Raw genomic sequence first — 13,764 nt, forward strand, 5'->3', positions numbered from 1 at the left:
GCAAATTACCCTAATTGGATAATTTGCTCCGAGAGGCAAAAATTATTTTTCAACAAAAGCTCGTTCAATCACGTAATCCCCGGCGATACCAATTCGAGGGGAAACGACCAATCCAGCCTTATCAAGAATTGCACAAGTATCGTCCAGCATGGTCGGGCTGCCGCACAACATTGCCCGGTCAGTTTCCGGGTTCAATGGTGGCAAACCGATATCACTTAATAACTTTCCACTCTCCAGCAAATCAGTTAAACGCCCCTGATTGGTAAAAGCTTCGCGGGTTACCGTTGGATAATAAATGAGCTTATTACGAACCTCCTCCCCCAAGAACTCATGATTGGGAAGATCCTTGGTAATGAAATCACGATATGCCAAATCATCCACCTTACGCACGCCATGAACCAAAATAACCTTTTCAAACTTTTCGTAGGTGTCTGGATCCTGGATGAGACTGATAAACGGAGCCAGACCAGTTCCAGTAGACAACAAATACAAATTTTTCCCGGGCTTCAAGTCAGAGAGCAATATGGTTCCCGTAGGTTTTTTACCAACAAGGATATCGTCACCAACCTTAATATGCTGAAGCAATGAGGTAAGCGGGCCATTTGGAACCTTAATACTAAAAAACTCCAAATGCTCTTCATAATTTGGGCTCGCGATACTATAAGCACGTAACAAAGGCTTGGTTTCTTGCTGCAAACCAATCATTACAAACTGGCCATTTTCAAAACGAAATGACTCATCACGAGTCGTAGTAAAACTGAACAAACTCTCATTCCAATGCTTAACTGATAAAACTTTCTGTGTATTAAATGCGCTCATATATTCTTCTCATTAATTCCTGTTTTATTGCAATGCTTTGTCCAGCTCAGGTAAGGCAGTAAATAAATCTGCAATCACACCATAATCGGCATATTTAAAAATTGGCGCATCAGGATCATGGTTGATCGCAACAACAACCTTACTATCCTTAATGCCAGCAATATGCTGCATAGCACCAGAAATACCTACCGCGATATAAAGATCAGGTGCAATCAACGTCCCCGTCTGCCCAACTTGCAAATCATTAGGCGCGAACCCTGCATCAACGCACGCACGAGTTGCACCTATTGCCGCATCCAGTTTTTCAGCAATCGGTGATAAAAGAGCCTCAAAGCTTTCACCCAAACTGCGCCCACCAGCAATTACTACACGCGCAGATCCCAACTCAGGACGGTCTGAATGGTTCAAATCTTCTTTTATCCAGTTGCTAATTGCTCTCGATAAGGGCGCAGAAATAGACACCACTTCTGCATTTCCATCAGTAGCCACAGGGCGAAATGCTGTATTTCGAACAGTTACAATCTGCAACGCCTGATGATTTTCAACATGGGAAAAGATATTTCCAGCATACTCCGGGCGCACATATGATGAAGGCGCATGAATTTCCACAACATCAGTAATTGGAGCAACATCCAAACGCGCAGCAATAGCAGGTATCACACTTTTACCCAATACACTATGTGCACTCACAATTACATCGTATTCTTTGGCAATCGACAGTACTAAATCCTGCACATCCTCCACTAATGGATGCGCAAAATGATCAGCTTGTGCGACCAGAACTCGCGCAACACCAGACAAAGTTGCAGCTTCTTTTGCCGCTTCCTCCACCTGACTACCATAGACAAGAAGGTCTATAGGTTTTTGCCAAGCTGTCGCTGCGCTTACAACATGAGCGGCAAGACCTTTCAGTTTATTACCATCCAATTCAGCCAGGACAAGAATACTCATTGCAATACCTCCGCCTTACGCAAGGTGCTAATTAATTCACTTACACTTGCCAACTGAACTGCACCTGGTTTTTGTGGCGGTTCATTGGACTTGATAACCGTAAAGCGGTTTGCAAGATCAATACCCAGCTCGCCAGCCGCTAAAGTTTCGATAGCTTTTTTCTTGGCCATCATCAAGTTCGGCAATTTAATAAAACGCGGCTCATTCAACCGTAAATCCGAAGTCAATACAGCTGGCAATTGCAATGAAATGGTTTGCGTTCCCTTATCGACTTCGCGAGTTACTTCAACAGAACCATCTTTTAGCTGAAGAGCTGAAGCAAATGTACCCAAACCTACACCAAGCAATGCAGCCAGCATCTGGCCAGTTTGTCCATAATCTTCACCGACAGCTTGTTTACCCAGGAAAATAAGGCCAGGTTGTTCACGCTCAACAATAACTTTTAACAATTTGGCTACTGAAAGCGGCTGCAAACGAACATCAGTTTCAACCAATAATGCTCGGTCCGCGCCCATTGCATAGGCATGGCGCAAACTGTCTTTGGCATCAGCACCACCAATGCTGACCGCGACGATTTCAGTCACAAGGCCACGCTCTTTCAGGCGTACCGCCTCCTCAATAGAAATTTCGTCAAAAGGGTTAATTACCCGCCTGGCTTGCGACAAATCAACCTGCCCTGTCGTAGCATCCACGAAAGGTTTCAGGTTGTGATCAACCGCGTGCTTCACAGCAACAAGAACTTTCATACGGCCTCCAAGGATAAGCCTTAAATATTCAACTTGTACGCTATTCTATTTAGCGCTAGCATATTTGTAAAATCGATAATTTATATTTTGCATATTGACTGGGCAGATATGAGATACACACTACGCCAATTAGAGATATTTGCTGCTATCGCCCGTGCCGGGAATGTCTCCAAGGCTGCCGAAGAGGTAGCACTTTCCCAATCCGCTGCCAGTACCGCACTTGCCGAACTTGAGCGGCAATTCGACTGCCAGTTGTTTGATCGGCACGGCAAGCTCCTGATCCTTAATGCATTAGGAAAAAGCCTGTTGCCTGCTGCTAGCAGTCTGCTCACCCAAGCAAAAGAAATTGAACAGCTATTAGAGGGAAAAACCGCACTCGGGGATTTAAAGGTCGGTGCCACACTGACCATAGGCAATTACCTTGCCATTCTGATCATTAGCGAATTTATGCAGCGTCACTCAGAGTGCCATATTAACCTTCAGGTTAAAAATACCCAACATATTCTGGAACAATTGGCTAACTACGAACTTGATTTAGGTCTAATTGAGGGTAGTTGCAATCACCCTGAATTAATCGCCGAACCTTGGATGGATGATGAACTGGCCGTGTTCTGCCAACCTGGTCATCCGCTCGCCAAAGCAAAGAAAATCTCCATGGAAGATTTAACCTCAGCGACCTGGATTTTGCGCGAGCAAGGTTCCGGTACCCGTGAAACATTTGACCATGCCATGCGCCACCACGCATCGAGTTTAAAAGTTCGCCTGGAGCTGGAGCATACAGAAGCAATCAAGCGGGCCGTAGAGTCAGGTTTGGGGATTGGTTGCATTTCGCGGCTGGCATTACGCGATGCATTTCGCCGCGGAAGCCTGGTAGAAATTAAAACTCCGATGCTGGATCTGAAGCGCCAATTCATGATCGTCTGGCATAAAAATCGCTACCAAACCCCTGCCCTGACCAGCTTCCTTGATTATTGCCGCTCACTTACCGTGAACCTTAAACATAGCGAAGATATTTTTTTACCGACAATTGCCTAATACAATCTGCACATACGATTCGCATCAAATCAAATATTGAAGCAACCCATTTTTAACCGAGAAATGTTATGACCCAACGCGACCAAATGGAATATGACGTAGTAGTAGTGGGTGGTGGCCCGGCCGGGCTTTCAGCTGCCATTCGTTTAAAACAATTAGCCGCCGAACAAAGTAAAGAAATCAGTGTATGTCTGCTGGAAAAAGGGGCAGAGATTGGTGCCCAAATTTTATCAGGGGCGGTCATTGATCCCATCGCTCTCAACGAATTAATTCCCGATTGGCAGCAAAAAAAAGCCCCCGTATCCAATGCTGTTGTTGAAGACCAGTTTTTATGGCTCACAGAAACTGGAAACTACAAAATCCCCAACTTATTGCTACCGCCGTTAATGAACAACCATGGCAATTACATTATTAGCCTGGGTAAATTATGCCGCTGGTTAGCAACAGAAGCAGAGACATTAGGCGTAGATTTATTTCCCGGCTTCAATGCCAGTGAAATACTTTACGCTGACGATGGTAGTGTAAAAGGTGTGATCACTGGTGATATGGGGATCGCTCGCGACGGCAGTCAAAAAAATACTTTTTCGCCAGGCATCGAGCTAATTGCCAAATACACACTTTTTGCAGAAGGGACACGCGGCTCACTAACACGCAACCTTGAATCCCGTTTTAATTTGCGCGCAAACACTGAGCCGCAAAAATACGGTTTGGGCTTTAAAGAAATCTGGCAAGTTGATCCAAAAGTTCATCAACAAGGTAAAGTTTTACACACGCTTGGCTGGCCACTCACTAACGACACTGGTGGTGGCGGTTTTATCTACCATCTGGAAGACAATAAAATTGCGCTGGGTTTTGTTGTACACCTGAATTATCAAAACCCTTATTTGAGTCCGTTCGAAGAATTCCAACGATTTAAAACGCACCCCGCAATTAAACCATTATTAGAAAATGCACAACGCCTCGAATATGGTGCGCGAACGATTAATGAAGGCGGAATTCAATCATTGCCTGAATTAGTATTTCCAGGTGGTGCCTTGATCGGTTGTGCAGCAGGCTTCGTAAATGTTCCAAGGATTAAAGGCTCTCATAATGCAATGAAATCAGGCATGTTAGCAGCGGAAACAATTATCGAGTCATTAGCAAAAGAGCAAACCCAAACATCATTAGCTAAATATCCGGAAAAGCTTAAAAAGTCCTGGATTTGGAAAGACCTTAATGCTGTAAGGAATGTTAAACCAGCGCTTTCCGCCTGGGGCAACATCGCAGGTATGGCTTATGCAGGCATCGACATGTGGCTGCATTCATTGGGTATTAATGTGCCATGGACACTTAAACACAAGAAAGCTGACCATGAAACCTTAATCCCTTTAAATCAGGCAAAGCCAATCAACTATCCCGCACCGGATAGAAAGGTTACTTTTGACCGATTATCTTCCATTTATTTATCCAAAATACAGCATGAAGAAAATCAACCTGTACATCTTCGCTTAACAAATGAAGAAACACCGATCACATATAACCTGGCAATTTACGGTGCACCGGAACAACGCTACTGCCCCGCAGGAGTGTATGAAATTATTAATAAAGACAACAAAAACAGCCTGCAAATAAATGCAGCCAACTGCATCCATTGCAAAGCCTGTGACATTAAAGATCCAACTCAGAATATCACCTGGGTGCCACCTGAAGGTGGTAGCGGTCCTTATTACGAAGCCATGTAGTAACCATGCATTTGTATTAAATTTTTACTAACCATGAATTACATGCAAGAACTATGATGATTAGGAGAAACAAACGCCGGTACCACCCAACCCGCAATAACCACCGGGATTTTTGTGGAGATATTGCTGATGGTAAGTTTCAGCATAATAAAATTCGCTGGCGGGCAAAATTTCTGTTGTAATTTCATCGTTATCATTTTTAGTGAGCGCTGCCTGATAAGCAGCGCGCGTTTTTTCTGCCAACTCACGTTGCTGCTCACTAAAAAAATAAATTCCCGATCTATATTGCGTACCGCGATCATTTCCCTGGCGCATTCCCTGGGTTGGATTGTGTGATTCCCAAAATACTTTTAGCAATTGCTCCAACGAAACTTGCTGCGGGTCAAACACTACCAAAACCGCTTCATTATGACCGGTTAAACCTGTGCAAACCTCTTCATAAGTAGGATTAGGTGTGTAACCAGCAGAATAACCCACTGCGGTGGTATAAACGCCCGGTTGCTGCCAAAATTTTCGCTCTGCTCCCCAAAAACAACCAAGCCCAAACATTATTTTTTCATAACTTTCAGGAAATGGAGGCAGAATAGGAACAGATTTGACTGCATGATTGTTTTCAATAGGCACACTTTTACTGCGCCCACGCAGAGCCTGCTCTTGCGTCGGCATTTGCAATTTAGTTGTTGAAAAAATCATTGTGAGTCCTCCTCTCAAACCAACACACAAAACTGTGAATATATTTAATTTTGCACAAATAAAAACGGTGCCATCAGGCACCGCTTTCTTAAAATAAACGACTAATATTAAGCCTTTCCCACCAGGTCATTAGCAACCGGTCAGCAGCACCCTGCGCGGCGATACCTAACTTTTCCGGTAATGTTTTTTTGAGGGCAAACTCAACCTCATAAATATCAGCATTTTCCACCTGATTAAATAAATATTCATCACTGGTTTGCAGTTCATCAATTAAATTCACTGCCTTTGCACGCAAACCAAACCAGACTTCACCCGTCGCTACTTTTTCAACATCCACCTGGGGGCGGTGCTCACTGACAAATTCCTTAAAAAGTACATGAGTATCTTCAAGCTCCTCTACAAACTTAGTGCGCCCCTTATCGGTGTTTTCACCAAACATAGTGACTGTGCGCTTGTATTCACCTGCTGTAAACATTTCATAATCGATGTCATTTTTCTTGAGCAGTTTATGAAAATTGGGTAATTGCGCTACCACACCTATTGAACCAAGGATAGCAAAAGGTGCAGCAACTATTTTATTTGCTACACATGCCATCATATAGCCACCGCTGGCAGCAACTTTGTCTACGCATACGGTCAATGGAATACTCCTGGCAGTGATGCGTGCAAGCTGGCTGGATGCGAGACCATAGCTATGAACCATACCACCACCGCTCTCAACTTTCACGACCACTTCATCGGTAGGCTTGGCCAGAGTCAATACAGTGGTAATTTCTTCGCGCAAATTATCCACATCAGACGCTTTAATATCCCCATGAAAATCCAGCACAAATATACGCTTGCGCTCTGCCTCCACCGGCCCACCGGCTTCGTCTTTATGTTTGCCACTCTCTTTTGCTGCCTTTTTCTTTTGTGCCTTTTCTTCTTTTAAACGTTTTTTTTCGGATTTTTCAAATTCTTTATAAGCATCATCATCAAGCATGGCATCACGCAAAGAGTCGCGCAGATGCTCAAATTTTTCGTTGAGCCGGGTAACCTCTATCTGCCCTTTATCTGCTTTTTTATTGCGCCCACCAGCAGAAAAAATAATGCTGACAACTACAAAAATAGCAGCAAGAAAAGTCAGTGTCTTAGCGAGAAACAAACCATAATCAGTTAAAAATTCCAATGGGATAACTCCATACCACGTCTAATGATCAATACAATACTATTCAAATTCGGCTACAGCATCACGTGCCGCAGCATTCATGGGCCGAGCAACCAACCCCGTATTAGACAGGGTTATCTCAAAAAGCGCCCCGTCTTTCATCGGCAAATAAGTAGCTGAACCATAAACTGCGTCAACTACCGGAATCCAATCCGGATAAGTATTCAGAATTTTCCATACATCAACACCATACAAACTATGATGGACTGTGTATGCAGTACGCTTGGCGGAGGTTTCTTTTTCGATGTCGTAATAACGGCCACTCAAGCGCTCAAGGCGATATGCCGGTTTGATTCCCAACGTAGCCAGGTAACCGTCCCACTTCACTATACGCGCATCCAATTGCCATTGGTCACCACGCAATTCAACACGTTGCTCATTGCCTTCCTTATCAGCTAATACTGCAAAAAAATACTGATCCTCTATACGATCAAAATTAATCGTCGCCACTACTTGTTCTTGCAGTACTTGTTTATAGCTGTACACATCAAACGCTGTGAGCGCAATAAGTGCGGCAATTGCTAACAATCCAAGGCCAAAAAGACCACGGCAAAAACCAACAAACCAGGAGTTTTGCCACAAAAGCCGCGCTGCTCTATAAGCGACATAAAGAGCAAGCAAGCTGATAAACAGCGCAATCAGGGTAAAAATCATAAATCAGCTACCTGTTTGAGCGAATTGTTATTGTTTATGGTTGATGGCTATTCGTTGACCGACATAATGAGCAATCAATTGCCCCGCTACAGTAGCGGTTGCTGGCACCTGAGGCAACTCATCATAACGGAACCATTTCGCATCGATAATTTCTATTGGATCGATTGAAATTTCACCCGCCTCATACTCTGCAAAAAAACCCAGCATCAACTGCCCCGGAAACGGCCATGGTTGACTATGGAAATACTCCAGCTTGCGCACCCTAACCCCTACTTCTTCCATTACTTCCCTCCGGATACACTCCTCAACACCCTCTCCCGCCTCCACGAAACCGGCAAGTGTGGTGTACATAACACGGGAAGCACGATGATGGTGGGCCAATAATATTTCATCACCCCGGGTGACCAACACAATCATACAGGGGGAAATCCGTGGGTAAAAGCGCAGGGAACAACGCTGGCACACACGTGCAAAATCCAATGAATCCTGCGCAGTGGGTTGACCGCAACGGCCACAAAAACGGTGATCATAAAACCAACGTGCAATCTGTAAAGCCCTTCCGGCAAGTTGAAATGCCCCAGGGGTCAACCGCTCCAATTGAGACCGCAGCCCCTGCCATTGATAAGGCGCCGGCAATTCCCCTGCAGTTACTCGCAGCGTACGGATCCATAAATCATCGCCGTCAAGCTTGCCAAGATATTGCTCAGTACCAACCGGTAACGACAACCTATTTGCTTGATCATTATCCAGCACCAGAAGCACACCGGAGGCGTCACAGAGCAATTGATCACACGAATCACTTTCAGTTACCGCCAAAATAATAAAACGCCGGTTACTTGAAGCAACCGGCGTTACAGCAGAGGCATGAAACTCAAATGAAGCGAGGTCAAAACGAAACGACATGATTAAACGCTGTAACCCAACGCCTGCAAACTTTCCTCAGCAATTTGCAACACACTGGTATCTGCATTTTTATCCAGTTTGATTGCATCAAGATAATATTCAAGGCTAATCACCGCGTCGGCAAATGTTTCCAATAAGTGCTGCACTGCAGGGTGCTGGTCATTAGCGAGCAAGTCTTCATCTACAAAACGCATGCAGCCTGCGAGCACTTTCGCTGCACGCGGCAAACCTAACAAGAACATTCCACCACGCACTGAATCCAGCGTCCCGACAATATTACGGATGTGACCCTTATCGTAGTTGGATTCTGCAAATGCGCTTAACGCACGTTTCACTAACAACAAACCCGCTTCAGCTTCATCGATTACAATTTTTTCTGCTTCAGCGATTTGATTGTTCGCCATCGCTGCATCGCGCGATAACGCGTTAATTTGCGCAACTTTTTCATCGGAAAGATTGGCATTACTTAAACCGGCAATAGTGCTTTCTACATACAGTAATGTATCAGCAACGACCAATAACTCATCAGCAGATACCGGGCTGCGATTAGCTTGCCATTCGGTAATTTTTATAATTTCATGTTTCAAACTATTGCTCGGCGCAACCAGACCAACAATAGCGAGAATATCGGCTACTTTTTTCAACGTATCTAACAATTCGGGAGACTCACTCAACAATTCCGCTCCCCCCTGGGCTGCGCGCTCCAGAATATTCTTGGTGCTGTGCAACTCATCAGTCAGCACTGCCACCATTGAGCTGATAGTGTTAGCACTAGGCCCATTAAGAAACTCCATTTCGCGAGCCAGCTCAGCTTCGGTATATGCCAGCCTGCCAATACCGTATGCAGACAACACGGCTTGCGTTGTCTCGCTATCTGAATTAGAAAGCGCCAACAGGTACAACAACTCTTTTTGCAAAGCCGGATCAACTTCACGCTCCAGAACCGCACTGCCTTCAAACTGGAAACGTTTTATTTCACGTTCAATGGCACTGAGCAACATTTTGCGCCCTTTGCCTAACTGCATATTCTTTTCTGCCAATGCCGTTAGCGTTGCGCGCGCCAACCACCAAAAGTTGCTTAATGCCGCTCCGGTAGATGCAGCTTCCAAACGCTGCAATGCGCGAGTCATCATCCCCAATGACGCTTTTACCTGCACACCTTTCAATACATTTAATAGCGCGGTTTGATACATATGGCGCAAGCGACGTACCAATGTGCTGAGATCCTCAGGTAAAGCCTGGCGTGAAGGCAAAGCACGAGGATTAGGCTTTATTACATTGAGCGGATAAAAATAACTTTCCGGTAATGGCACGGCCTTTCGCGCAAGGCGTAATTCATTGATATGCGGGATCAGCAACATCGCCATACTGCGCGCAGTTTGCGTGCAGTATTCAAGGTAGCGAGGAAGGATAAAAAAACTGGCTGTCAGGAGTTCCAGTTTTGCATCGGTTTTTTCGTCTTCACCCAAGGTGATATCAGTAATATGAGTAGCGAGTTCATCGGCCAGCAAATCAACCCCTCGCAACTGAATAAGGCTTAAAATACCGCGAATCTGCTTGATGCCATCAATACAATTCTGTAATAACTCGCCGTTATTGCGATCCTGCGCAAACTGTTCAAGGCGAACTGCAGATTGCTCAATCGTTGCAACCAGCTCGTCCTGAACCATTTTTAATGAAGCGAGATTCAAAGTTTCTGTTGTACTCACAATTACATCCTGGCTTTTGTCTTATGGAAAAAGTTAAAACAACAATTTAGGTACAATGACTCTATACCATGTTTGGCGTTATTTCATCGCGGCGCCTTAAATAAGCCCGGTGAAGCAGGCACATTGCCAAACAAATCTCATTTGTGCATTTTTCGAGTGAAACGAATTTTATTCCCGCAACCATACACAGTTATCGCCGCTGGCTTTGGCGATAGCAACAAGCTTTTGTTGATGGGCAACCAACTCATCTTCATTCGCGATGATAACCGGCAAGGGTTTGCGGCCAGGTGCGATACGGCGGATTTCTTCCACCTGGGCACCATCATCGCTCTTGGATTGATTACCACCCAGCGACAAAGCGGTTTGACCGCCGGTCATCAATAAATAAACATCAGCCAGAATCTCGGCGTCGAGAAGTGCTCCGTGAAGTTCACGCTGGGAGTTATCTACCCCGTAGCGTTTACAAAGTGCATCCAGATTATTCTTTTGGCCGGGATGCTTGGCGCGCGCCATTAACAAGGTATCAATGACATGGCAGCGATCAGTAATACTGCCAAATCCCGGGCGCAACATGTTCAATTCATAATTGATAAAGCCGATATCAAACGCAGCGTTATGGATGATCAACTCAGCGTCACCCACAAATTGCAAAAACTCATCGGCAATACGCGCAAATACCGGCTTATCCTCAAGCATCGCGTTGCTGATACCGTGGACGGCCTGGGCGCCGGCGTCTATTTCACGCTCGGGTTTGATGTACTGGTGATAATGGCGCCCGGTCAAACGACGATTCACCAGCTCAACACAACCGATTTCAATAATCCTGTGACCTTGCGAGGTTTCCAGACCGGTAGTTTCGGTATCCAGAACTATCTGACGCATTTATGTAACCTCTTTATCTAGATCCGCGCGGCAACTCTTCGATACCACGATTCGCCAAACCATCGGCAATTTCATTTTCGCGATGTCCGCTGTGCCCTTTCACCCAATGCCAACGCACTTGGTGGCGCTGGTTTTGTTCATCCAGGCGCTGCCACAAATCCGCATTTTTAACCGGCTCCTTAGCTGCTGTGCGCCAACCATTTCGCTTCCAGTTAGCGAGCCATTCGGTAATGCCTTTACGCACATACTGCGAATCAGTGGTGATAGTTACATCACAAGGCTCACGCAGTGCACTCAAGCCCTCAATAGCGGCCATCAACTCCATTCGATTGTTGGTTGTGTTTGCCTCACCACCATACAATGATTTTTCTACCCCACTGTAGCGTAAGAGCACCCCCCAACCGCCAGGGCCAGGGTTACCTTTGCAGGCACCATCGGTATAAATTTCGACCTGTTTCAAACTTGTCCATCCACAAACAATAAACTGCGTATTGATGCCCCGCTGGTTGGGCCAAGGATACGGGTAACAGCCAAACCGCGTAACGGGCGGTATTTCTGCCACGCCGGTTTTATCGGCGTGAGAGGTATGTGGTCCTTGCGGGCGACAATCATATAGAACCCTCCCCAAGGCAAGCGCAGCCTTTTACCCCAGCGCTCGACCCATTGCAAATGTTTAATCGCATTTTCCTGTGGCAAAGGCGGACGAAAAAAACCTTTGTAAATCGCAATTGGCTCCATATCAACCAATGCCAACCAATCCAACAAACGCCCCAGGCGCAAATATTGAAACCGCCAGCGCGGCACAGACGTTATCAAACGGGCAATACGGGCACAAAACCCCCACAGGCTCCAGGGGTTAAAGCCGATGATAATCAGATGTCCACGTGGAATTAGCACACGCGTTGCTTCGCGCAGTAAATGATGGGGACTTTGACTGTAATCGAGCGTATGGTGAAGCACTACTGCATCAATTGACTCGGCAGGTAAGGGTAAATGGTTGAAATCCACTACACCGCTCAGGCGCGGATTTAACTCAGTATGCGGATGCAATAAAAAACGATGGGAGATCAAGCTCTGGCTACTTAAATCCACACGCCCGCTAATGCCAAGCTGGAGCAGATGGTAACCAAACACATATTGGAGGCCATCATTAATAGCTTCCTGCTCTTCGGCGAGTAACGATTGCCCAAGCGGTGAATCAAACCATGCTGTTACATCGGCAATTGATTCCCGCAACGGCAACACACCAAAGCGTCGCTTCCAAAGCGCGGAAAAACGAATCAATAATCGATGCGGTGCTTTTATAATCTTGCGATGCATTAATTAGCCTCAGAACCGGGTTATATTCAAGCCATTGAGTGAGCATATATGCCATGTTTGGTGTGACGAAATAGAACCGGCCATATTCGAAGAGATTATCCAGTGTTAAAGATTACCCCCATTCCAGCCTTTGAGAATAATTATTTCTGGATCATCCAACCTGACCCGGCTAAAAACGCTGTGTATGTAGTGGATCCGGGAGCCGCTCAACCGGTGCTGGAATATTTACACGCCCATCAATTAACACTTGCAGCAATCCTGGTTACCCACCGTCACAACGACCACATCGGTGGTATCAATGAGCTGCTCAACCGTTCACCTGTGAATGTTTATGGCCCGGTATCAGCGGCAATTCCCCAGGTTTCAATTCATTTACAGGATCAGGATGTATTTAGTCTTGGTGACCTGCATTTCCAAATCATTGCAGTACCTGGCCACACCTGGGAACACATTGCCTTTTACCTTCCACAACAAAAAATACTTTTTTGCGGCGACGCTTTATTTGCTGGCGGTTGCGGGCGACGTTTTGATGGCACTCCCGAAATCATGTGGGATTCATTGCAAAAGCTTGCCGCATTGCCAGACGACACATTGATCTACTGCGCACACGAATACACCCTCTCAAACCTCCGCTTTGCAGTTGCCGCTGAACCGGGCAATGAGGCCCTGAAAGAACGATTAGATCAGGTCGAACAATTGCGGGCTCATAATCAAATAACACTGCCCTCCACAATTTTGCTGGAAAAACGAACAAATCCATTTTTACGCTGTCAAGAAGATGGCATCAAAGTCTTCATAGAGTCGCAGACCGGACATAAACCGGATTCTGCTGCAGAAACCTTCGGTGCCTTACGATTGATTAAGGACTCTTGGCCTGTGTGAGTGAAGATCCGCTATAAAGTGCATTTATATACTGGAAAATACATCTCATCCGCAATGTGACAGGTGGCGCTTATTCCATATTAAGCATTGACCCGCCTTTAACCAGCACCTAGAATTCGAAATCCACAGCCCCACGGATGGCAGAAGGTAATCACTAAATAGCCATTTTTGACAGAATAATAGGATAAAAATCCTAAGTTCCAAGCAAGAATCTGCAGATGTTCTCTGCGCATGGCCGTACC

The 13,764-nt window shown here is 45.6% G+C and carries 14 protein-coding genes; 3 read left to right on the forward strand and 11 right to left on the reverse strand.

What is annotated here, in order from left to right; translation table 11 throughout:
• Positions 1-42 precede the first annotated feature (42 nt).
• From A596_RS09575 to A596_RS09585, 3 genes are read right to left on the reverse strand one after another with little or no spacing between them, the layout of a single operon-like run.
• Positions 43-819 carry a ferredoxin--NADP reductase gene (locus A596_RS09575; RefSeq protein WP_039913980.1) on the reverse strand — a complete coding sequence of 259 codons (777 nt, stop codon included), beginning with the start codon at positions 817-819 and terminating at the stop codon, positions 43-45.
• 24 nt (positions 820-843) lie between these two features.
• A complete protein-coding gene (locus A596_RS09580; protein WP_039913981.1) occupies positions 844-1,770 on the reverse strand; it encodes an electron transfer flavoprotein subunit alpha/FixB family protein in 927 nt (308 codons plus the stop codon).
• Positions 1,767-2,516, reverse strand: a complete 750-nt coding sequence (locus A596_RS09585; RefSeq protein WP_039913983.1) for an electron transfer flavoprotein subunit beta/FixA family protein — start codon at positions 2,514-2,516, stop codon at positions 1,767-1,769. Before A596_RS09585 ends, A596_RS09580 begins: the two co-directional genes overlap by 4 nt.
• A gap of 108 nt (positions 2,517-2,624) precedes the next feature.
• Here A596_RS09585 and A596_RS09590 point away from each other — a divergent pair, with 108 nt between their 5' ends.
• Both A596_RS09590 and A596_RS09595 read left to right on the forward strand, forming a co-directional pair.
• A complete protein-coding gene (locus A596_RS09590; RefSeq protein WP_039914582.1) occupies positions 2,625-3,551 on the forward strand; it encodes a LysR family transcriptional regulator in 927 nt (308 codons plus the stop codon).
• 68 nt (positions 3,552-3,619) lie between these two features.
• Entirely contained in the window at positions 3,620-5,272 is a 1,653-nt protein-coding gene (locus A596_RS09595; protein WP_039913985.1) for an electron transfer flavoprotein-ubiquinone oxidoreductase, read from the forward strand.
• A gap of 60 nt (positions 5,273-5,332) precedes the next feature.
• Here A596_RS09595 and msrA read toward each other — a convergent pair whose 3' ends face one another.
• From msrA to A596_RS09635, 8 genes are all read right to left on the reverse strand, one after another.
• Positions 5,333-5,965 carry a peptide-methionine (S)-S-oxide reductase MsrA gene (msrA, locus tag A596_RS09600; RefSeq protein ID WP_039913987.1) on the reverse strand — a complete coding sequence of 211 codons (633 nt, stop codon included), beginning with the start codon at positions 5,963-5,965 and terminating at the stop codon, positions 5,333-5,335.
• Positions 5,966-6,053: 88 nt separating this feature from the next.
• Positions 6,054-7,133 (reverse strand): protease SohB, encoded by a 1,080-nt coding sequence (sohB, locus tag A596_RS09605; RefSeq protein WP_039913989.1) that lies wholly within the window; start codon positions 7,131-7,133, stop codon positions 6,054-6,056.
• Positions 7,134-7,172: 39 nt separating this feature from the next.
• Positions 7,173-7,826, reverse strand: a complete 654-nt coding sequence (locus A596_RS09610; RefSeq protein ID WP_052417364.1) for a hypothetical protein — start codon at positions 7,824-7,826, stop codon at positions 7,173-7,175.
• Positions 7,827-7,853: 27 nt separating this feature from the next.
• Entirely contained in the window at positions 7,854-8,729 is an 876-nt protein-coding gene (nudC, locus tag A596_RS09615) for an NAD(+) diphosphatase (RefSeq protein WP_052417365.1), read from the reverse strand.
• Between the two features lie 2 nt (positions 8,730-8,731).
• Positions 8,732-10,438 (reverse strand): FimL-related protein, encoded by a 1,707-nt coding sequence (locus A596_RS09620; RefSeq protein WP_039913991.1) that lies wholly within the window; start codon positions 10,436-10,438, stop codon positions 8,732-8,734.
• 168 nt (positions 10,439-10,606) lie between these two features.
• On the reverse strand, positions 10,607-11,320 hold the full coding sequence (gene dnaQ / locus A596_RS09625) for a DNA polymerase III subunit epsilon (protein ID WP_039913992.1): 714 nt from the start codon (positions 11,318-11,320) through the stop codon (positions 10,607-10,609).
• A 13-nt stretch (positions 11,321-11,333) separates the two neighbouring features.
• Complete coding sequence (rnhA, locus tag A596_RS09630) at positions 11,334-11,780, reverse strand: ribonuclease HI (RefSeq protein WP_039913993.1); 447 nt, start codon at positions 11,778-11,780, stop codon at positions 11,334-11,336.
• On the reverse strand, positions 11,777-12,640 hold the full coding sequence (locus A596_RS09635; RefSeq protein WP_052417366.1) for a methyltransferase domain-containing protein: 864 nt from the start codon (positions 12,638-12,640) through the stop codon (positions 11,777-11,779). Before A596_RS09635 ends, rnhA begins: the two co-directional genes overlap by 4 nt.
• A 102-nt stretch (positions 12,641-12,742) precedes the next feature.
• On the opposite strand from A596_RS09635, the gene gloB reads away from it, so the two are divergent.
• Positions 12,743-13,522 (forward strand): hydroxyacylglutathione hydrolase, encoded by a 780-nt coding sequence (gene gloB / locus A596_RS09640; RefSeq protein WP_039913995.1) that lies wholly within the window; start codon positions 12,743-12,745, stop codon positions 13,520-13,522.
• The last annotated feature ends 242 nt before the right edge of the window (positions 13,523-13,764 follow it).

The organism is Cellvibrio mixtus subsp. mixtus J3-8 (assembly GCF_000766945.1).
Lineage (GTDB): Bacteria > Pseudomonadota > Gammaproteobacteria > Pseudomonadales > Cellvibrionaceae > Cellvibrio > Cellvibrio mixtus_A.